We start from the raw sequence: 21,807 nt of genomic DNA, 5'->3' as shown, positions 1-21,807 counted from the left end.
TTTATCTTCCGCAATTTGGATCGTTCCAATTTAACTTTAAACTACTCGAAAAAACTAACTTACAATGCCATTAATTTAGATGCTTGTACAATTTTAATGCGTTTATTTAAAGGATATTAGCGATAGTTAACATAATTATTAAGTTTTATTGTTAATTTTCTTTAAACACAGAGCTTTTGTTTTAAGCCCAGACATTACTGGGTTTTAATGATCCAAGCTTTTAGCTTTTCTTTGACTTTGTTGGCTTCAATTGGTTTCGTGATGTAGTCGTCCATACCCGCATTCAAGCATTTTTGCTTATCTCCTTGCATAGCATTGGCGGTCATGGCGACAATGGGAATTGCTGTATGGCAATCTCCCGCGTTCGCTGCTCTGATGTTTTTTGTAGTTTCATAGCCATCCATTTTCGGCATTTGACAGTCCATTAGCACGATGTCGTAAGGCTGAGTAGGATCTGCTTTAACTAGCTTTTCTATTGCTTCAACACCATTTTCCGCTATTTCCGTAGTTACACCGATATCATTTAAAATCCGTAAAGCAACTATCTGGTTCACTTTATTGTCTTCAACAAGAAGTACTCGCTTATTCACTGCCCACACGTCGTCGTGCATGTCTAAGACGCCTTGCGTTTCATCGACCTCACTCGATGTGTTTTGCTGTACTAAAATGTCACTATTTACAGTAGATAAAGCCATCAATAAGTCATTCATAGTTGCAGGTTTTGAGAAATGACCATCTAAAGCAACAGAGCTGTTTTCAATGGCATCATAATGTTCATTTAATAAATTCATCATGATGAGCTTAATACTCGCATTTTGTTCATGCTTTCGTATTTCTTTGGCCATCGACTCCCCACTCATATCAGGAAGCGCCTTGTTAAAAAATACAATATCGATGTCGTTTGCGTTAAGCTCCTTTAAAGCTTGTCCTGCATTCGTTGTATCTAGAGCTTTGACCCCCCAGCGCGTCAACTGCTTACAAATGGCTTTGTTACTGGAGATTGCCGGATCAACAATCAGGGCTGTTATCCCCATGTTTTTAAAGGAAACCTCTTCTTGAACAGATTTGTCACTTTGGAGAACAATACAATTAAATTCAAATCGACTTCCTGAACCCACTTCACTCGAGACTTGTACATCTCCGTTTAATAACTGACATAGCTTTTTAGTAATACTAAGCCCCAAGCCTGTTCCACCATATTTACGTGTTGTAGACGCATCTACCTGTATAAATGAGTCAAATAAACTAGAGAGCTTTTCTTCAGGAATACCTATTCCTGTATCTTTAATTTGACAAGTTAATAGGCTTTGATTGGCAACAGCAGTGGGTTCCAATTTAGCGGTAATAACTATCTCACCTTGCTCTGTAAACTTAATTGCATTGCTCAATAAGTTAGTAATTATTTGTCTAATTCTGCCTGGATCTGAGTTTACTATCGGTGATGCTATGTCTACTAAATCGACTGTCATGCTGACACCTTTTGACTGAGCAGACAAAGCCATAGATTCACATAAAAGTTCTATAAGTTGCCTTAAATCAAAATCTATAAACTCAAGTTCGAGTTTGTCGGCTTCTATCTTAGAAAAGTCTAATATGTCGTTGATCAAAGTTAATAACGAATGTGCGCTGGTACTTGCAATATTCACCGAATGAGCTTGCTCTGGCGTTAATTCACTGTGCTTTAACAACTCCAGCATGCCCAATACACCATTCATGGGCGTCCTGATTTCATGGCTCATATTCGCCAAAAATTCGGACTTCAATCGAGTAACTTCTTCTGCCTTTTTTAACGCTTTTTCAAGATCCTTAGCCTGCATTTTAAGTGATGCAGTTTTTTCAGAGACTTGTTTTTCAAGTTGAATTACAAACTGCTTCTGCCTGCGTATTTCAGCCTTTTGAAGTTTTGTGCGCAGGTAAATAACGGTAAAAATGATCGATGCAATAGACAACAGATATAAGCAATAGGCCCACCAAGTCTTCCATGGTGGTGGTGCAACGTGTAGATTAATTGACAGTATATTTGAGCCCCAAAGTCCATTGCTATTAGTCGCTTTTACTTGAAAAGTGTAAGTTCCACCATCCAAATTAGTAAAAGAAGCCGTGTTTCTATTACCAATTTCGATCCAGTTATCATCATACCCTTCGAGCTTATAAGCATACTGATTCTTATTAGGTGAGATGAAATCAAGCACAGAAAATTCAAATGAGAAGATGTAATCCAAATATGAAATATAGATGTCGTCTACATATGAATAAGGTTTGTCTAGATCAACGGGTTGGCCCATTTTATTGAACCCAGTCAGCACCAAGTGTGGATCGCTTAAATCTGATTTAAGTGGCTGTGTGCTAAAGTATTCAACCCCACGCTGACTACTGGTAAATAGGGTGTTATTTCTACCTTTAATTAAGCTACTTGGGTAATAATTTAATCCCAGTAAACCATTACGGCTATCAAAATTGCTGATCTTGCCACTGGAAGGCGAAAACTTAGTAATACCTTTATTGGTCGTCAACCATAAATTACCTTGTTTGTCGTCCGATATTGCGCGGATCAAATTACTGGGTAAACCATTTTGCGTACTAAAATGCTTGAAGTTGTTTGTATCTGCTTGATATAGGTTGAGCCCTTGCTGAGTCGCTATCCAAATGCCACCATCTTTCGATTGATGAATATCTTGAACGATACTGCCCAACAAGCTATCTGATTTGTAATTATCACTCACAAATGACTGGAATTTTTGGCTAGATTCATTCCATAAATTGACACCATCGCCTGTTCCCACCCATATATTTTGCGATTTATCTTTATAGATGGTTAATACCTCTGGATGAGATAACCCAAAGGAGCCATCTAAATGCTTGAAATTATTCGTCTTGGGGTTATATATGTACACACCGTTTTTGTATGTACCTATCCATAGGTTGCCGTGTGTATCAGCGGTTAGTGCCCGTATCTCCCTGAATTCACGGTAATGGGCGTCCTCCTCGGGATAAGTAATCAACTCACTTTGCCCAGTGGCTAAATTGAATTTCGCAATTCCTCTATCCTGTGCCAGCCAGAGATAGTTTTGCGCATCTAAATATAAAACTGGCCGCTCTAATAATGTATTGGAACCAAAACCATTAGACTCATTAAATACTGGCGGTGATACAAGTTTCAAAGTCTGCGAAGACACTTCCCATTTCAATAATTGAGACGCCGCGTTTGCAATTAAGATGTCTCCGTTGGCATCCGCAACAATCCCATTTGGCGCACTTAGTTCAGGGCTATTAATTGACTTAAATTTGCGATGAGGAACCAACTTAAAAATACCGTGTATTTCGTTCGTAATCCAAATGGTTTTTGCGTTGTCTTCAAAAATGATTCGTAGGCCATTATTGTGCTCAAGGTCAAGCTGCACAAGCTGACCGTTCACACTCGACTTTCTGAACACACCTTTACTGGTCACAAACCAAATGTAACCATCTTGGTCTTCAATCATCGAGTTAACTTGGCCCAAATGCACGCCATCTAAAACGCCTATTTCTACAAATTCGCCACTTTTGGCATCAAATGAAAAAGGACCTTGTTGTGTACCAACATATAATTCCCCTTTAGAAGTTTTTAGAACATGCCTAATTTCATTGGCACCCGTTGGCGTATCATTTACAGGGTCTGGGAAAAAATACCGGAAGGTGTTTTGTTTTTTATTATATAGGTTCAGGCCATAACTAGTGGCGATCCAAAGGCTGTTTTCATCATTATTTTCTATGTCCCAAATGCGATTATGAGATAGACCTTGAGAGATACTAGAACCTACTTGAATATGTTCAAATTCATTATTCTCGAGATAACGATTTAAACCTTTGTCATAAGATCCCAACCAAATGGTGCCATCCAGATCGTGGTAAAGAGATTGTATTCTGTTTGCCGAAATAGAATTTTCCCGTTTTGGGTCGTGAAGAAAGCTCTCAAACTGCCCTGTCTTAGGGTCATAGCGATTTGCACCTCCTCCCCATGTGCCCACCCAAATATTACCATTTCGATCTAACATCAGATTACCAGCGTCGTTGTGAGAGAGGCCGTTTATATTCTTACTATCAAATTCAAAGAGTGTTACTTTTCGACCGTCATAGCGCATTACACCATTTTCGGCGGTGCCAAACCAAAGAAACCCTTGTTGATCTTGAATGATTGAATAAATTTCAGATGAAGCAAACCCATCTTCTGCAGTCAGCTTTTTAACCGAGTATTGGTTTGCAAGTATTGGAATGTTTCCTAGGCAAGTGCTTGGAATAACAGCCATTAATATCCACGTGGTATATAAAATTACAGAAAGCTGTTTTCCCATAGGCATTGGAGCAACCGTTTAAGGTACCGAAATATAAATACTCGTTTTTATAGGCTAGTTGATATTGTCTACTATTTCTACGCATTTTGTTGTTTATTCTATAAAAATATACCTTCGATTAGCGCCTACAAAAGTGCCTTTCTTAACACCCCAAGTAAATTAAGCCTTTTGTGATGTGAATTCAGCAAATATTAGTTTTTTGCATCCACAGTCTTTTGCTACTTCAATGTCAGCCCTTCGATACTCCTCGCACTAACCGCACTAACTCGAATTAGACAGTAAGTTGGAGAACTTGCTTGGAGCAATTTTGTAACTCAGTCACTATTACAACTTCGTATTTTTGTTTTTCCAAATATGATTAATGTTTGGTATAAATGAGCTTACGTGGAAGCAATTACTTACTTTAGAAACAACCTAGGCAGGCTTAAGTTAGCTTCACTTGTAGTAAAATGTCTATAACACCACACCTACTCCGCTTTAAAATTCATTGCTTTTCTGAGAACAAAGATTTAATTGGGCCAAGCACAAAAGGCTATAAACTTAAATTTATTGGCAGAGTTAAAACGTTTGCATATAAGAAGTTGCCCCATAAACGAGTTAAGGGGCATATTTAGCGGTACGTTTAATGGCGCTCAAACCAATCTATAATTCGAGAGAGCCTTTCAACTAAATTTGTCGGTGTGCCACTGCGAGACAAAGAATGTGTTTCACCTTTGAAGATCACCATCTCTACCGGTACATTGTTTGCTTTCAAAGCGTAAAACCACTCCTGACCTTGACCAATAGGAGTAATCATATCCGCGTCACTGTGGATGATTAATGTAGGTGTGGAAACTTTATTAGCATACTTAAGGGGAGATCTATTCCAATACGCATCAAAGTTATTCCACAAATTGCCGCCAAACTCTTCAGTCATCTGATTTGGGGTATATTCTTGAGTACCAGCTTCTGATATCCAAGAGCTTACACTGCGCTGTGTTACCGCAGCTTTGAAACGGTCTGTTTTAGTTGTGATCCAATTCGTTAAGAACCCGCCATGACTACCACCTGTGATATACAGTTTTTCTGCATCTATCCAGGTATTGTCTGCCAATACTTTGTCAAGGAACTGAATATTGTCTCTGTAGTCAGCTCCCCCATAGTCTTTTCTGACGCCTTTGCTGTGTGCAATACCATAGCCGCTACTTCCACGGTAATTTACATAAGCAACAGCGTAGCCTTTGGCTGCATACATCTGATTTTCATGGAACCATTGGTGCCCCCACATTCCACCTGGACCACCTTTAATATTAAGTACCAGAGGGTATTTTTTGTGCTTATCAAAATTCAGTGGCTTATGAATAAAGCCTTGAACTTTCATACCTTTTTCATTCTCAAACCACACTTCCTCAGCTGCGGATAGGTTTTTGCTAGCAAGCAATTCATCATTAAACTGAGTGAGTCTAACGACTGTTTTTGAACTCAGATCAAAACGGTATAGTTCTGGTAGCTGCGTTGAACTCTCCATGGTAAATACTAAAAATTGACCGTTACTGGAAAGCGTTACATTCTTTATGCTTTTATTACCTTCAATCAGTTTTGTCACTTTGCCTGACTTTACTGAGGCGGCAAATAGTCGATTGGCTCCGTGATCATTGGCTGTAAAGTACAGAGTGTTATTGTCAGGCGCCCAAATGGCGTTAGAGGCATTTCTATCAAAATTCGCTGTAAGATTTTGGGCTTTTCCATTTTTGCCCTTCACTATTACGTCCGCCTGCTCAAAGGTATCTTCATAATGTACATAGGCGATCGATGAATTGTCGTGAGACAAACTTATATCAAACTGAGCTCCTTTATGTTGAGTTAATGCCGTTACTTTTTTAGTGGCGACATCCAAGCGAAAAATATCTGAATTTGAGTTGCCTTCATACTCCAATCCAGTTTTGTTAGCATCAAAATAAATATATTTCCCATCCTGTGAAACAACAGGACCATTTGCGTTCCAATCTTCGCCAAAAGTTAATTGTGTGAGCTCACTCTTATTTATGTCAAATACAAATAGATGCCTGCGCTTATCGCTCAGGTATCCACTGCCGTTACCTATATACTTTGCGTGTTTTACAACAACAATATTAGGCTCTGCACGTTCATTGGTGCTCTTTTCAAGTTCGTCGTCAATCTTTTCCTCAGCTGACTCTGCTTCTGGGCTGACACTGAGAGACAATAGTAATTTATCTCCGGAAGGAAACCAATCAAAGCTCGAAAGATTGTCCTCTAATGACGTTACTTGCTTTGCTTCTCCGCCGTTAGCGGGCATGATGAATACTTGTGACTTGCCATCAACGGCTCGAATAAAGGCAACTTTACTACCATCAGCAGACCACTTAGGGGCATAATCACCTTTGCCCTGCGTGAACTCAGAAACAACTCCATCTTTATTGATTTTATAAATTTGGCTGTTGCGGCCACTCGCATCATCATTTACCGTACTTTTCACAAATAAGGTCATGTCATTATGTGGCGAGATCTGTGGTTCTCCCATAAATACAAAATCAAAATAATCTTGAGGTACTAAGCCGGTCAAGTTTTTATCAGTGGCATATGCGCCTGAGGCACAAGCCATCAAAGCTGTTGAGAGTAGTAAGCTACTAAATGAGTTTTTAGGCTTTATTTTTTTTGTCATACCAATACTTCCACGTAACTGTGCCCAATGCGTCAGGACAACAAGTTGGGGTTAATCTTTTTTCAAGGAACTATTTATTAGAGTTTGCAAAATAGCTGAACTTCATAGCCTATTACAAACAAGCGTGCCCGTCTTAAAAACGCTGTGAATAGCAGGTAAAATCTGGATTAGTTGCATCTAAACGCCTTGCTGCAGCTGTACACATGCATCTCGATTATTCAGCCTTTTAGAACAAGAGTAGAAGCTACCGTTAAAATAACTAAGTACATGAAATTTTAGGGCGATTTCGCTGGATGAAAAAAATCATATTTTTAATCATGAGTTTACATAACCGTTTCATAATGGGAACATATAGTGGGAACATGAATTAGGGATACTGAAAAATGCATATAATTTTAGGTGTATTAGGTGCACTTATAACAATACTGGTTTTATTGAATAGACTAAGTGAAACAGGGTTTGATATTGGGTGGCTTAATCCTTTCTCGTGGCATAGAAGACGCAAGTTTCGTAAAAACCATGACCTTAATCCTGTATTCAAATTAGACTCGCCATTGGATGTAGCGGCTTTACTTGTAACAGGGGTCGTAAAAGTAGATGGAGATATAACCGCAACGCAAAAATCTGCACTTCTGCACGCTTTTGAGTCAGAGTTTCGTGTAGATCGAGCTGAAGCAAAAGATTTACTTACATCCAGTGTGTATTTAATTGGAAATGGACAAGAGTTTTTTTCTAAACCAGCAAAAAGCATTGAACGCTCTTTTGATAAGTTTACTCCTGAGCAAGTTGCTTCAATCATCGGGCTCTTGGATAGAATAAGCCAAGTAGATGGGCCAGCTACATCTATACAAACTCAATACATTAAAAGCGCTGTGAAAGGGTTACCAAACCAGTCCGCAAATAAGTGGTAATTCGAAAGTAACTACCAACATTCGGGTTTGATGAAAGTAAACTTATGCAAAGAGGCACGCAAACAGCGCGCCTCTCTTTCGATTATACCTATATGAAGCCGCGATTATTCAATGAGCGTTTCAAGGTATTTTTTCGCTGTACTTTTAATCGTATCATGGTTATTTACGATATCTTCCACAGTTGGAGATACCACAATATCTGGTTGAACACCCACACCAATTAACTTGCTACCATCAGCCTGTCTCGCTTCTGCACCTGTAAAACTCACAACCAAACGATTCTGACCGCCGCCACCATAGTACACTTGCGTCATGTCACCATTAATACCTTGGGTAACTTCACCAACAACAGGGATATCCAAGTTTTGGAAAAAGGCGAGCACAAATTCATTGCGGCTAATACTATACCGACTACTCAACACTACCATAGGTTTGTTTAGCTTCTTGCTTGTTCCTTGTCTTGATAAATCTAGGTTGAATACGTGCCTTTGCTCATAGTTAGGGTGGTTTGATACGCGAATGTTGAATTCTGGTCCTTCAATTTTTCCGTCATGTATTGCCATCAGGAAATTCTGCCAAGCAAACCAATCATCCGGGTAGTTACGCAAATCAACAATAATACCACTGGCTGTTTCTAGTTTTTCGACCAAACTAGGTAGCTCATCATTTGTGACTTTGCCCAAGTCCAAGTAGTGAATGTTATTGTCCAATACTTGATAAGTTGGCTGGTCAAAATGCGTATACTTGTCGATAGCGCTATAGTAAATATTGTAAAACAGCTTGTCTGTTGTGAGTTGTACTGATGACAGCTGATTATCTTTATTTTTAATGTCTAAGGTTACAACATCTGTTGGGTTTTCTCTGAGCAAGGCTTGACTACTAAGAATATCGCTTTGCGCAGTGATGTTGGCAGATAGAGAGTATGGCACTTTCTCTTCTATCAGTTCACGGATATCTTGGCCATCAACGGCGACAAGTTCATCCCCGATTTCAAGACCTTCAATACCGGCACCTTTGTAAATTAATACAGGCTTGTCTTCTACCATTTCAAACCCAACATCGGGCCACTGATAATGCACCGGAATATCAAGGGAATATAAATTCACGTGATTGTCTTGCAACTTAGTAAGTGAATACTTCAGTGCATCACCAATTTTTTTCCCGTCTTGCGTCAGACAAGCTTTTAGTAACGGTTTTAGTTCCGCTTTCCAATTAACTGGAACATGATGAAAATACTGACCAAAGTGCTCCATCACTCCCCACACTTTGCTCATAGCTCCAAAGCAGTAATAAGGGTTTTCTAGCGTGTCAGGTATGTTGACGTTGTCAGGCGCCTTATACGGAACCCCTTCTTTTGCACTCGTATTTGCTTCAAGTAGCATTGGCACTCGTACATACACACCATTTAGCTGAGTATAATAAACTTGCTGTTGTGGTAAGAATGGTTCTGTATGTAGTTCTCCATAATTTATCGTACTGACTTCCCTATTAAATGAATAATGTCCTCTCTTGCTTGGGTAGCCAAAGTTAATCCACCCAGAGACTTCGCTATTTCGACTTAGTCGCTCTGGTTCAGTCAAGTAATCGTTAAAGGTTACATGAGGCGCAATGTCACTAAATAAATGCTTTAACAGAGTAGCAAAGTCCTGAGATGGGTTCTGATTTATATAATGCGCACCATATTTTGTAAAAGCCTCCCAGTTTGTCGCCTGAACTGATGCACTAGGATGGTAAAATTCAACTAGGTTGGAGATTTTAGAGAACGCTTCAATTCTATCAATTGCGTAATCATTCACCTTATTATCATTGGCATGAACAGTGGTAGCACTAATAAGAAGAGCTGGAACTATTAACTTAATATTATTCATAAAATTTCCTTTTTATTTTCAGGAGAATTTAAAATAACCTCAATTTTTCTAGCTCGTCAATTGACCTCACCTACTTTATGCATAAATTAATCAAAACGAAAAACAAAGTGAAATCACAATATAAAACATACACTTAAAAACAAAAAACATTCAAAGGTGTAGTTAAATAAAATAATCACTGTGACCAGCCAACTTATGTAAAACAAAAAATAAACATAAAAATCATAAAGATATTAAACACCAAGCAAAGCGATAAAAAGATTAATAAAATTTATTAAAACAAAATTTAACCAAAAATAAACAACCCAGAGATTCAGAAATAAATAGTTTTATATTAACTCTGACTTTGCAAAAAATTAGATTCCATAAACCTTTAATACACAGAATAATAAATTCAAAAAACCTACAGAGCGATGCAATTATAATTAATGATCCAGTCATCTAAATTTTATAAAGACAATTTCATCCAGCTCAACGTATTGTTCAGAGTACTTATTCATATTGTTAGAGCCTTAAATACCAAGCGCTATGTCGATGCGATTGTTCTACTAATTGAACTCCTCTTCAATATGTTACGCACATTCTAAAGCGCTCGCTCTCGAGACTTTTAAGTACAACCAAAGGCGCAGTCTAGTTTGCGGATCCTTATGACCTTTACACGGGCATTATCATTTCGCTTGTTTTTTATACATTAGATTGTATATTTTATACTGACAGCGATGTCAAAACACAATTCAAATACAACATGAAAAGAGCTATTAAATTATGAAAAATTTATCAAAAAAGGCTTTATACGCAGCAGTAATTTGCGGCCTATATAACCAAGCTTCAGCCATACAAACAATTGATGAAAACCAATATCAACAACTCATGCCTACGTATCAGGGAGCTGTTGATTACCGAATTTTGTTAGCAGACAAAGTGACTGTAAATTATCACTGTGAAATTATCGAAACCCCTGATGGAGGCTATGACATAGACAGAGAAGGGTGTAACAAACCTGGGCAATTCTACCATATAAATTGGCAAGAAGAGTTCCCGTCAGAAGTGAACCTTAGCGTCATAGGTACACCGTCTAGCAATACAATAGTAGAGCATAAATTGTGGGCTATTGCGTTCGCGCATGCCAGTGCTTCTAGCCGAATTCAAATGCAATATGGGCTAAGAAAGGGCGCAAATGGAACATTTGATCTCACTAAACCATTTGCTACTGGCGAACGCTTTGGTGATTACTTCGAACGACAAATGAACCCAAACTACTTTGTGTCAAAAGGTTTGCAAGAGAGCTCTTTGGGAAAAGATCTACCTGCGGGTGTAGATGAAGATGATGGTGTACTCCAAATTGAATACCCGGGAAGCGCATGGGCTGAACTACAAGGAGTTGTTGGCGGTGGGTTTCCTCTTCCATTCAAAAATCTCGATCCAAGGACGGTACTCAGTTCACACACAGGTCCAGCTAGAAACATACTCGGCTCCTCACTCAGTAGTGGCTTTTATAACGGCTCAGCGCTGGCTATTGTAAGTGGCTCATTGCCATGGAATCAGGGCTCAGATTTATCACAAGACTCAATGCACTTGTTTTTACAGCAATCTAAAGATCCTGATGCACTCTCTATGCTCATGTCTTTTATGTATAATCGCGGCCCTTATGCCGCCAAAGATCAATTACTGCGCTCTCAAGAAATATTCGATCATTGTGTATCAATTACTGAAGATTTAGAGGACGACTGGACCTGCTTTCAAAAACAAAATGATTTTGGCGCGCGATATATTAGACAAATCCCAGATGTCACTAACACTTTAACACTAGCAGCTATACAAGGTAGTACCTACGATTCTCAATTAAGCTGGGATGACATTGCAAATTATCTGTCCTTGCTACAAAACTATGGTTTTTATTCGAAAGTCGTTATAGACAAAGCCAAATCGGCGTCTAAAGCTGTATTCGATAATTTAAAAAGCAATGGCACTATTTCCTATCAAACCCAGTTTGGCCATGTCCTAGAGCAAATCATGGTTAACTTACCTATTTATGAATTAGGCGAAGGAGGTCCGTACGACGAACAAGGTAAAAAGCAATTCTACTTATATAACTACACAGATAAAACGGCCTTAGTTGTCGCCAATAATGAGGCTGCTCAAGCGGATGTCAACGAATTCGTGCTATCTCAAAATCGAATTGCAGTTGATATCAACGGCCAATTTGTTCAACTCAAGTCGAGCGATGGAGCATATGACTGCACCAATGAAGCAAATAACGCACTTGCAGCTTTAAAAGCAACAATAGATGAGACCTATGTATCACTGAGCGCGCAACTCAAGTTAACCTTATCAGAAAACACCTGCTCGTTTGAGCATGGTCCGCACACTCCCCCACCTCCAGTACAGGATGGTTATTGGGATCCAAGTAAACTATATAACCAACCTGGTCAAATTGTTATTGATGCTCTGGACTGTCATGAGTACAAAAACGAATGGTATATTGTAGGAGGTAACGCCCCCAGTAAAGTATTCAGTCAAGATCCTTGGGGAGTATGGCGTCGTATTTCCGAACGACCAAATAGCGCATGTTTAAGTGATAAAAATCCCAGCTAGCACAGCTTTTTTATGCGCTTAGAAACAGACTAAAGTGTAAGATTTTGCTCATACCTTAGCATATAATCAGGGGTCGAACTTGGGCCCTTTTTTTCACGGTACTACCCATTTAACTCTTTTATGTTTTAGAGCTTTCCACAGGTACAAGAAAAGTTCCGTTTATGGCGCTATTTTTCGTTAATTGAATAGAAGAGGATGATCTGAAAACAATATAGGAGGTTGTTTAGCTTTTATCACGAAATACGAAAACTTCTGCTATGTGGCTTTCTTTCGTTCACAAATGAAGAGTGATTGATCACTCTTCAAAATCTGGACGATTAGTAGTGCTTACATGGATCGTCTAAAAAACACCCTGAATTAGACCAGCCACCACCGATTTTTTTAGTCTGACCATCACGCAGAATATCTTTTGCCTGTAACTCTCTAAGTTTCGTTTTTTTCAATTTTAATTTCAGTTTCATTTTAATTTCCTTTTTGTTTAAAACCCAAATCGATTATTACATGAGCAACTTTTAAAAGGAATAGAGCAATATGATTATATTTATAAATTAACATTAAAAACAAAAACGCTACATTTAAGTTTCACCAAGCCTTGAGAAAATCGAACAAAAAAGTAACTGACTGATTTTAAATAACTATATTAAATTTTGAATATTTACTCTCACTTGAAATACTAACAGCCAGTTTGGGGCAATAATTCTAACTATCGTTATAGTATTCATTGTTTTGAAAGGTTATTGTTAATTTTACTCTTTTGTATCATCACGCAGTAACACCTAGGATAGTTAAAAATGCAGGCACTATTCTTGCTAAACAAGTAAATATTTAATTTCTGTCAAGAAACTGCCTGTATGAATGTTAACAACTTACCTGCCGGATATACCGGATACAACTCGCTTTTAAAATCCAAGGAAGAAGAGGTCGATCAATCACAGACGTCCCATACAACTGATCCCCAGAAAGTAGAGGCGGAAAAAGCCAACGCAGAGAATAAAGAAGACACAAAAAGCGAGAACGTACAAACTAAGGATAAGCGAGTACAAAGTATTCTGTCTTTACAGCAACAAATCAAGTCATTGCAACTTGAGTCCGGTGAGCTTAACGATGAAAAACGCACTAAACTGGACGAGCTTAAAAATAATCTTGAAAAGGAACTATCGGAGGTTCAATCGCTAATTCGAAACCAAGCGTCAACTTATGTCAGTGGACTATTCTCAAACTCGCCAAATCAAGGAAGCACTCATAGTGGTATGTTTCTGAGTAGTAAAGCTTAATCATGGCACAAAACAGCATACTGCATTGCAAGAATGCAATTAAGTATAAGCTACCTAAAAGTAAGTAATCCCTAGCTGGGTTATCTTTTTGAAAAAGCGAAAATATAGTCACTAGTAAAGATAAAGAATCTTGTATATTAAAATGCATGAACTTAGAAGAGAGCCTTAATGCGTTCATATCCTTAAAGAATTGAACGTGAAATTACCAGTTAAAGGCCTCTTCCATTGTTTATTGTTATCGAGTACATAGAAACACGGGTAAAAGTGGAAAATACTGTATTTGGACTCACTTTAGCCAGCATGCAGCTATCAAAAAGTAGCACAACACTTGTTAACAAAGAGCCCTCATAGCCTATAAATAGCCTTTGTAGAAACTCCTGTTATATATCTAAACATAAAGAATTTAGCTGTCGTAAAATATTTTACTCAATCGCTTTTCCAATTCCGTATGAAGCTCAAGAATAAAAATATCAACAAACAGTATAAATAGTTTATACACATTATTGCTTCCTCTCGACGTTAGGCAACATCAAAAGATGTCACATAATTGTATTGGATGTTTGTTCTTCGGCTATAATTTTAAAAACCTAATTAATCTTTTGGTAGTTGAGTATGTCAGCGTCACCCAGCTATGAATCAATTTGCCTACCTATAAAGTTCATGAATGCACTGTCGCGTTCTCAAGATCTGAATGAGACTTTAAACCTAATATCATACTGGCTACCCAAAATCATTGAATCTGACCGAGCAAGTGTCTGTTTAGGAAACCGACCAGACGAAACGCTAGAAGTCTATGCGTTGTTCGGTAACAATGCCATCAAAGCGAAAACAATCTTACCTATCCATGGAACAATGGTAGGGAGGGTGTACCAAAATAAGACCCTTGAGATCCAAAATAATTTAAGAAAGTCAGAGGATTTAGATTGTAAAAAGTTACATCAAGGAGGATTAAACTCTTGTATGGATGCACCATTACAGAAGCTAGGCAATTGCTTTGGCACACTAAATATTGGTAGTTTAAGCGATAGTGCATATCAGCCTGAGGATGCAGTCATGCTAGAGTGCATCGCTAACTGGTTAGCAAACTACCTTCACTCTCAAATGGAAATTTCAGTACAGAAAAAGCGCGCCGAAACGGACCCTTTAACCGAAACAAGTAATCGAAGGTGCTTAACCACGGTAGGCAATGAGATGTTTAGTAGATGGAAAATCAAACATCAACCATTTTCTATGATCATGATAGATATAGATAACTTTAAACGTATTAATGACTGCTATGGACATAATGCAGGAGACCAAGTGCTGATAAATTTTAGCAGTGTAGTCAGGCAAGTTATTCGCAAATCCGACCATTTTTTTAGAATGGGGGGAGAAGAGTTTGTCATATTGGTTGAGGGTAACGACAAATCGATATCTAAGTATGCTGAGCGAATCCGTCAAGCAGTCGAAGATATGTCTGTTCAGTATGAGCAAAGCAAGATCAAAATCACAATCAGTTGTGGTGTCACATCTGTGCATCGTGAGGATGATAAGCTTGAGTGCGTTTATTGCCGCGCTGATCAGGCACTCTATCAATCTAAACAAAATGGGCGTAATTTAACTACTGTAATATAATCAATTTACAAATTACAGCTCTCACTTTAAGTGCACTGTTTCTTCTTACCAACCCCCATAGCTCTAAAAACAAATCTACACATATACATCACCTACCTTGGGGTTTATAGAGTAGAAGGTAGGTGATATTTACGTAATCTAAGCTAGCTTTTACTAAACAACACCATAGGCCAACATAGCATCTGCAACTTTAATAAACCCAGCGATATTCGCACCATCTACATAATTGACTTTGCCATCATGCTCACCGTATTTGACGCACTGATCATGAATTTGCTGCATAATATTATGTAGCTTTTGCTCAAGTTCATTTTCAGACCAGGACATGCGAATACTATTTTGAGACATCTCCAGTGCGGAGACTGCAACTCCACCAGCGTTTGCGGCCTTGCCAGGCGCGTAAAGGATACCGCGTTCATGAAATGTGTGAACCGCCTCAGGGGTGCATGGCATATTTGCCCCTTCAGATACAGCTAAACAGCCATGTTCAGCCAATAAACTAGCATCGTCCTCGTCTAGTTCATTTTGTGTCGCACACGGAAAGGCTAGATCCGCTTTGATGCTCCATGGCTTTTTACCTTCATAAAACTCACACTCAAACAACTCAGTCAACACGCCTAAACGCTGTCTCTTATTTGTTTTTATATCTTTGATAATATCTAGTTGTGTTTGCTCAATACCATTTGGAACCAGCAGTGTGCCACTCGAGTCAGATAACGTGAGTACTTTACCACCCAATTGAATGATTTTTTCTGCACAGTACAGTGCAACATTCCCAGAGCCCGAAACTAGGCAGGTTTTACCTTCAATAATCTGGCCGCTATGAATTAGCATAGACTGCATGAAATAGGCATTTCCATATCCAGTCGCCTCTGTTCGGATCAGGCTCCCTCCAAATTCGAGCGACTTACCTGTTAACACGCTCTCAAACTGGTGAGTTAAACGTTTATATTGGCCAAAAAGGTAGCTAATCTCTCGTGCTCCTACACCAATATCTCCCGCCGGCACATCCATATTAGGGCCAATGTGTTGATAGAGTTGCGTCATAAAAGACTGGCAAAATCGCATAATTTCACGGTCAGATTTCCCTTTTGGATTAAAATCTGACCCACCTTTACCTGCGCCTATAGGCAATGTTGTCAGACTATTTTTAAAGGTCTGCTCAAATCCAAGAAATTTAAGCACGCTCATATTTACTGAAGGGTCGAACCTCAAACCTCCCTTATATGGGCCAATTGAATTGTTAAATTGCACTCTATATCCACGATTTATACGGATATTCCCCTCATCATCTTCCCAAGATACCCTGAACGAAACTACTTTGTCTGGTTCAGTCATTCTTTCGAGAATATGCGCTTGTTTATACTTTGGGTTTTTATTAATAAAAGGAATAACTGACTCCGCAACCTCTTTAACCGCCTGATGAAATTCAGGCTCATAAGGGTTACGTTTTACCAATCCATCCATGAAGTGTTCTAGTGTTAAATCATCGTACATATGTATACCTACTTAAATCATATTTTGACTACTCTTTTTAAAAGTAGCTGCGTTCAAACTCTTTCAGTGATATTGATGTTAGCTTAGTTTTGACTATTCCACTTGCGGTATTTTAAGAACACCATGTTCGTAAAAATAGATTAAATGAGCACCTTTTAACCTATGAATAGCAATAGCAACTGCTGCCTTTCTTTAGTCTACATAGAACTGTTCTACTGCTACCACATACCACTGCCTAAAACTTAAATGAGCATTGCTAGCTTTGACCCAGAAGTCATATATACAGGTAATTTAAGTAAGTAATATTTTGATTATATTTAGGTTTTGTTTAAGTGAAGCATTTAAGGGCATATACGCTGTACACCGCTGTCACTTGGAAAATACTCTTGACTATTTGTGAGTAGCTCGCATTCAATCTAGCTATTCGTTGCTGATCATCACCTTTGAGTCTCACAACTTGAAAGTCTCATTAGCCTAAGCGATTTACCCTGTGGCAAAAATACCGTTCTATCGAAAGTTAAGTTGTTCAATTATAGAGTTCCAATGATCTTCTCCTTTCAAAAGCACTGGTATTTACCTTTTCACTGGGACTTTTCTCCGAAGTTGCTCCTGTATTTTTAAAATTGGTGAATTTAGCAAGCATACTTTTCACCTCTAGAATAGCCCGTCATTTATAAACCATTAAATAATAATCAAATACCAAACTTTGATGCACAACAGTTTCAATACCTCCAGCATTACAACAAGAACAAATGGAATTCTCATATAACAAAATATATAAAAAACCCTCCATTAAAATAAATTAACAAGCACCAATAACCACAAATTAAAAACCACTTAAACGTCCTTTTTTTAAATTAAACAAATAAAATTTCAACCATTTACAACAACACTAACAAATACAATTAAAATTAATCCGACACCTCAATAAAAACAAACAAAGATAAATTATATATGGTGTGTATCAATGAATATTTATGCCAATACCTTTGATGTGTGACTTTAGCAATTTAGGGCACCTTTGCTTGAAAAGTATGTATCTATTGCCTTTACTTAAATTTCACTTTGTAGGCAATCTTCAATTCATGTAGATAGGGAAATTTGTATGAGGCATGTTCGCGCAAAATTATCTGCTTTGTTTTTATGCTACACGCTCGGAGGCTGTGGATTAACGCCTCAAGAGGCAGGCGTTGTTGGTGCGATAGCTGGAGGCGGAAGCACATACTTTACTACCCACACTGTCACTGGCGAAGTATACCAAGTATATTACTTGGGAGTTTTCGACCCCATTAATCAAATCTCTCCCACGTTTTATAGAATAACAGTTAGAGGTCAGTCGAACCTATTCAGTGACATGAAGTTTGCATCGGGTTGGGTCCCAGCAGAGTCAATTGATACATTAACCAGCAAAGTTGAAATGACAAATCAAGGGCTAAACGTAGATGCAAATGGTGGCGAACAAATAACCAGTGCTAGGCGAAAGTTTGTATTAATGGGTCCGGAAGGAGTCAGAGAGGGCCCTGAAAATCACCGTCTCGTCATTGTTATGGGATCTTCTCCTCATAATTTCTTTTCTGCTATTGATAGTGCGATGGGGGAATTACTCAGCTTTGAACAAACCAAAGCACATGATCCGGTTAATCGTATGCTGATGGAAGAACTTTTATCCATAGCGCAAGAAAGGCAACTTCTTGAAGGGTTTTGTCGCAACTCTACAAGTTTGTGTACAGAGGGAGCGGAATAATGATGAGAATAAATAGATTTAATCTACTTTTCCCTATTACTGCATTTATGTCTGGATGCTCCACATTGTTAATTGAGGTTGATGTTTACAATGGCCCGTTAAATAGTCAAGCAACCGAACGTCTAGACCAAGTTGCAGCCATGGTTACCGCAGCAAGACCTATGCTTGGATATATCAGAGATACATATAAGTGCGATGACGAACTAATCTCCAAATCATCAAAGAAATCAAAGAAATCAAAGAAATTAGAGTCATGCAGAAGGATAAACCCAATAGAAGTAGATCGTTATCGTACATATCCTAGTTCTGCGAAGTATCTCGCGTATGAAGGAGATATAACTTACTATCTTGCAAACGAAATACTCCATATGTATACCAATGAGCAAGGTGCTTTTCAGACCTTTAAAAGTAACTACAACTTATTGTTCAGAAAGCTCAAGTACCAAGATGGTATTTACGCAAAATTAAAGCCTAACAAGTATGAAGACCAGAGTTTTATTCAAAGTAATTTTTCTAATATTAAAAATGAGTCAAATGAAGTCAAAGCAGTTAAGTCATTTATTGCACCATTAACTGAAAAGGAACAAGCGTTTGAATCGGTGTTTTGTAAACCCAATCAGATGGGGCCCTGCGAAGATTCAAACTTCCTAATCGATGCAGTCAACAAAGATATAAATTTCAAAAAAATAATAGATTCTCTAACTGACAGTCATTTAAAAAATGAGCAGATAAACAGTATTACAGAAAGATTTAAGAATCTCAGCTTGTATTATGATAGTGCTTGGTTAGCAGCTAATGAGAGTTTAATAACAGCAGCTAAAACAGTAATCTCACTTGAAGAGTTGCTACAAAGCAATGAAAATAATGAGCCTCAACTGACGAACGAGGATGTGAGGCTATTAAAAAATGAGTTGCTTTCAGTGCTAACTAGCAATGCAGATTTGGAAAAACTGCAACAATTGAGTGTACCGAAATGTAGCGCTGAGTTAAAAATAAACCAAGATGTTCACCTCTTTTCCATTTGTGTTCTCGCTGCACAGGCTAAGCTGGACTCATTAGGAGTGAAAACTACAGACTTAGATAAACGACTAGCAAAGGCCCCAAACGTAGACCAAAGATTAAACGCTCAAACTGGGGAATGGGATGACTTAAACTTTAGCAGAGGGCTTAAAAGATTAGGGAGCGATACCAGTAGAGGCTTAGAACTGGTTATTAATGATTACAAAGAGCTCCTCTACTCAGGCTGTTATGAAACCGATAGCAAGAGTGAGCATGACCAGTATAATAAGCTTAAACACGATATAGAGTGTGAAAATGCCAAGGATGTCAAACGTGAATTTCAATCTGACTTAAAGAGCTTTTCAGAGAAAATACTCTTTTTAGCAAATAACCTCGTTTTACTTCATGGGAACGCGAACCTCGATGATAGCGAAGAGGAAAAAAATAAAGCAAAGCAGCAAGTTAAAAAGTTTATTGCTGTGCTTCAAGCAATCGGAAATTCAACTAAAGTACTTGCAAATGATATTGAAAGACAAAGCCAATTCACTAAAAGAAACAATGGTGATCATGCAAAATTACTAAAAAATGCCATTGCAAACACAATAAGGTCAGAGAGTTCAAATATCACCGAAGATTTGGCGCTTTGGCTAGATAGTGAAGAACGTTTGAAGCCAGAGTCAAAATGCAACAACAATAATAAGGCTCAATGCGATCTATTAACTAACCTGAAGGCGACATTGAAATCAAAGTGTTTAGCTGTAGAAGCAAACAATTACGTTGTGTCTGTTAATTGGCGCGCTAAGAATATTGTTAACTGCATCGTAAAAAATTACCAAACTCCAAAAGGTAAATCCCTTGAGTTGAAAAGCGCTGAGCAAAAGGTTTTAAATGAGTACCTAACACAGTTGCGAGAAACCACCACAAAACACAACTTACCAGACTTTAACAAAGACGATGAGTTAAGTAGCAGCCTCAATACTGAGCAAGTGTGGGATAGCTTATTGTATCACCTTGCCGTAGAAAGAGTATTGGCAGATAAACGCGGAGATACAGAAAAAGTTAAAAGGCTAAATAAAGCACTGGAAACTGCTAGATATTTTCGCTCAGAGAATTCATTTCTTCGAGCTACTTCAGATGCAATCCGAATGACAATGAGACCGACAACCTTGCTAGATAACTCAGAACTTATGCAAAGAATGCGGTTTTTAAACAGGAGTCTTGTTCAATCAAGTAATGCCATTTTACAAAAGTTAGACAACCAGAATTGGCACAATATTAACCGTGTTGCAGTGAAAGGAGGTGGAGATGTCAACTATGTGGTCGCTAAGGATGATATAGGAAACTGGTATATCAAACAGTACTCCGAAGATAAGAAAGAAATGATTGACTCAATAAAGAATATTGCTTTGTTCAATATAAAAAAATCAAATATTTCTAATTTGGCAGGTGTCATCCCCAATGGGGTAAATCAAGAAACAGCACAATCTACAAGCGAAAAAGTGTTCACATCTTTTTTGCATCAACACACCTTACCATTGAGAGATGAGTTAGTTAAACAAAAATCTCTTTTGGATAACCTAGAAAAGTATGACACTCAAAACGACAAGCTATTTTTAGGATTAAAAGCCGCAAAAACTAAAACAAAAAAGATAATAGACGATACAAAAGCACTAAAGAGTAGCAGTAGAAGCCAAATAGCCAACGGTGTGCTAGAGAATATTTATTTACTGGCCAGGTTCCATGAAGCACTAGGTGAGTGTACTAAGGATGTCACAGTTAAAAAAGAGCAATGCACTGCAATTAAACAGCAAATAGCAAACAAAGTTAGAGTTAGCGTGACGATAATGCGTCAGCATACATCGCAAGTCGAGCCTTTTGTATTGGCGTTCATAGGAGCAGTACAGGAGTAACAGTACAAACTTGATTCATGTTAGCAATACGTTTTCCGGGCTTTGTGTGCCATAGATGCACTCACTCAGACATACTCAGATAGCGACTGGTTGTTCAACCGGTAGCTGTCATTTCTAGGTTGATACAACTGAAAGTCATCATAGCCAACTTTGCCATTGAATGCAGTTCCATGGGCAATGAAAATCCGTAGCGTGCGGATTCATAAAGCTTAAAAAAGGAAAAATTCAATTGATGATTGCTATCACCGATGTAGTAATGCAAGTGTTGGTAAAGGCCATCTTACTTTTCTCATCAAACCAAGCTCAGAGATACATGCCACCTCTCCTACAGGTTTAGACTTAACACGATAGAGGTTTATACTGTTCTCTGCCAAGTAAAAAAATAGACAACAAACTCGCGAC

General features: G+C 38.3%; 11 protein-coding genes. 6 read left to right on the top strand and 5 right to left on the bottom strand.

Translation table 11 applies throughout. The annotated features are described in order from the left end of the window. Nucleotides 1–194: 194 nt before the first annotated feature. Both N475_RS14350 and N475_RS14345 read right to left on the bottom strand, forming a co-directional pair. Entirely contained in the window at nucleotides 195–4,286 is a 4,092-nt protein-coding gene (locus tag N475_RS14350) for a hybrid sensor histidine kinase/response regulator (RefSeq protein ID WP_063358869.1), read from the bottom strand. A 667-nt stretch (nucleotides 4,287–4,953) separates the two neighbouring features. Next, nucleotides 4,954–6,993 carry a S9 family peptidase gene (locus tag N475_RS14345; protein WP_081232436.1) on the bottom strand — a complete coding sequence of 680 codons (2,040 nt, stop codon included), beginning with the start codon at nucleotides 6,991–6,993 and terminating at the stop codon, nucleotides 4,954–4,956. A gap of 383 nt (nucleotides 6,994–7,376) precedes the next feature. Here N475_RS14345 and N475_RS14340 point away from each other — a divergent pair, with 383 nt between their 5' ends. Then, nucleotides 7,377–7,904 carry a TerB family tellurite resistance protein gene (locus N475_RS14340; protein ID WP_063358870.1) on the top strand — a complete coding sequence of 176 codons (528 nt, stop codon included), beginning with the start codon at nucleotides 7,377–7,379 and terminating at the stop codon, nucleotides 7,902–7,904. Between the two features lie 104 nt (nucleotides 7,905–8,008). On the opposite strand, the gene N475_RS14335 is transcribed toward N475_RS14340, so the two are convergent. Beyond that, on the bottom strand, nucleotides 8,009–9,772 hold the full coding sequence (locus N475_RS14335) for a S41 family peptidase (protein ID WP_063358871.1): 1,764 nt from the start codon (nucleotides 9,770–9,772) through the stop codon (nucleotides 8,009–8,011). Between the two features lie 765 nt (nucleotides 9,773–10,537). On the opposite strand from N475_RS14335, the gene N475_RS14330 reads away from it, so the two are divergent. Next, complete coding sequence (locus tag N475_RS14330; RefSeq protein WP_063365466.1) at nucleotides 10,538–12,367, top strand: hypothetical protein; 1,830 nt, start codon at nucleotides 10,538–10,540, stop codon at nucleotides 12,365–12,367. Between the two features lie 317 nt (nucleotides 12,368–12,684). On the opposite strand, the gene N475_RS25520 is transcribed toward N475_RS14330, so the two are convergent. Beyond that, nucleotides 12,685–12,828 carry a hypothetical protein gene (locus N475_RS25520; protein WP_155732580.1) on the bottom strand — a complete coding sequence of 48 codons (144 nt, stop codon included), beginning with the start codon at nucleotides 12,826–12,828 and terminating at the stop codon, nucleotides 12,685–12,687. A 390-nt stretch (nucleotides 12,829–13,218) separates the two neighbouring features. On the opposite strand from N475_RS25520, the gene N475_RS14325 reads away from it, so the two are divergent. Together N475_RS14325 and N475_RS14320 are read left to right on the top strand one after the other, a co-directional pair. Continuing rightward, a complete protein-coding gene (locus N475_RS14325) occupies nucleotides 13,219–13,641 on the top strand; it encodes a hypothetical protein (protein ID WP_063358873.1) in 423 nt (140 codons plus the stop codon). Nucleotides 13,642–14,253: 612 nt separating this feature from the next. Beyond that, the gene (locus N475_RS14320; protein ID WP_063358874.1) at nucleotides 14,254–15,255 is read left to right on the top strand and encodes a sensor domain-containing diguanylate cyclase; all 1,002 of its coding nucleotides are present in this window, start codon (nucleotides 14,254–14,256) and stop codon (nucleotides 15,253–15,255) included. 153 nt (nucleotides 15,256–15,408) lie between these two features. On the opposite strand, the gene gdhA is transcribed toward N475_RS14320, so the two are convergent. Further along, nucleotides 15,409–16,752: an NADP-specific glutamate dehydrogenase gene (gene gdhA, locus N475_RS14315; RefSeq protein WP_063358875.1), complete on the bottom strand. Its 1,344-nt coding sequence runs from the start codon at nucleotides 16,750–16,752 to the stop codon at nucleotides 15,409–15,411. 1,105 nt (nucleotides 16,753–17,857) lie between these two features. Between gdhA and N475_RS14310 the strand changes: the two genes are divergently transcribed. Next, nucleotides 17,858–18,496 carry a hypothetical protein gene (locus tag N475_RS14310; protein ID WP_063365465.1) on the top strand — a complete coding sequence of 213 codons (639 nt, stop codon included), beginning with the start codon at nucleotides 17,858–17,860 and terminating at the stop codon, nucleotides 18,494–18,496. Next, nucleotides 18,496–21,405, top strand: coding sequence for a hypothetical protein (locus N475_RS14305; protein WP_063365464.1), 2,910 nt, complete (start codon nucleotides 18,496–18,498; stop codon nucleotides 21,403–21,405). Before N475_RS14310 ends, N475_RS14305 begins: the two co-directional genes overlap by 1 nt. Nucleotides 21,406–21,807 lie beyond the last annotated feature (402 nt).

The sequence above is a fragment of the Pseudoalteromonas luteoviolacea DSM 6061 genome, from assembly GCF_001625655.1.
Lineage (GTDB): Bacteria > Pseudomonadota > Gammaproteobacteria > Enterobacterales > Alteromonadaceae > Pseudoalteromonas > Pseudoalteromonas luteoviolacea.
Note: the sequence above shows the minus strand (reverse complement) of the source record. Positions and strands in the feature narration are given on the sequence as shown.

Coding starts and splice junctions, on each gene's coding strand:
- N475_RS14325 (WP_063358873.1), top strand. CDS start 13,219: ATGAATGTTAACAACTTACCTGCCGGATATACCGGATACAACTCGCTT.
- N475_RS14320 (WP_063358874.1), top strand. CDS start 14,254: ATGTCAGCGTCACCCAGCTATGAATCAATTTGCCTACCTATAAAGTTC.
- N475_RS14345 (WP_081232436.1), bottom strand. CDS start 6,993: ATGACAAAAAAAATAAAGCCTAAAAACTCATTTAGTAGCTTACTACTC.
- N475_RS14340 (WP_063358870.1), top strand. CDS start 7,377: ATGCATATAATTTTAGGTGTATTAGGTGCACTTATAACAATACTGGTT.
- gdhA (WP_063358875.1), bottom strand. CDS start 16,752: ATGTACGATGATTTAACACTAGAACACTTCATGGATGGATTGGTAAAA.
- N475_RS14335 (WP_063358871.1), bottom strand. CDS start 9,772: ATGAATAATATTAAGTTAATAGTTCCAGCTCTTCTTATTAGTGCTACC.
- N475_RS14330 (WP_063365466.1), top strand. CDS start 10,538: ATGAAAAATTTATCAAAAAAGGCTTTATACGCAGCAGTAATTTGCGGC.
- N475_RS14350 (WP_063358869.1), bottom strand. CDS start 4,286: ATGGCTGTTATTCCAAGCACTTGCCTAGGAAACATTCCAATACTTGCA.
- N475_RS14310 (WP_063365465.1), top strand. CDS start 17,858: ATGAGGCATGTTCGCGCAAAATTATCTGCTTTGTTTTTATGCTACACG.
- N475_RS14305 (WP_063365464.1), top strand. CDS start 18,496: ATGATGAGAATAAATAGATTTAATCTACTTTTCCCTATTACTGCATTT.
- N475_RS25520 (WP_155732580.1), bottom strand. CDS start 12,828: ATGAAACTGAAATTAAAATTGAAAAAAACGAAACTTAGAGAGTTACAG.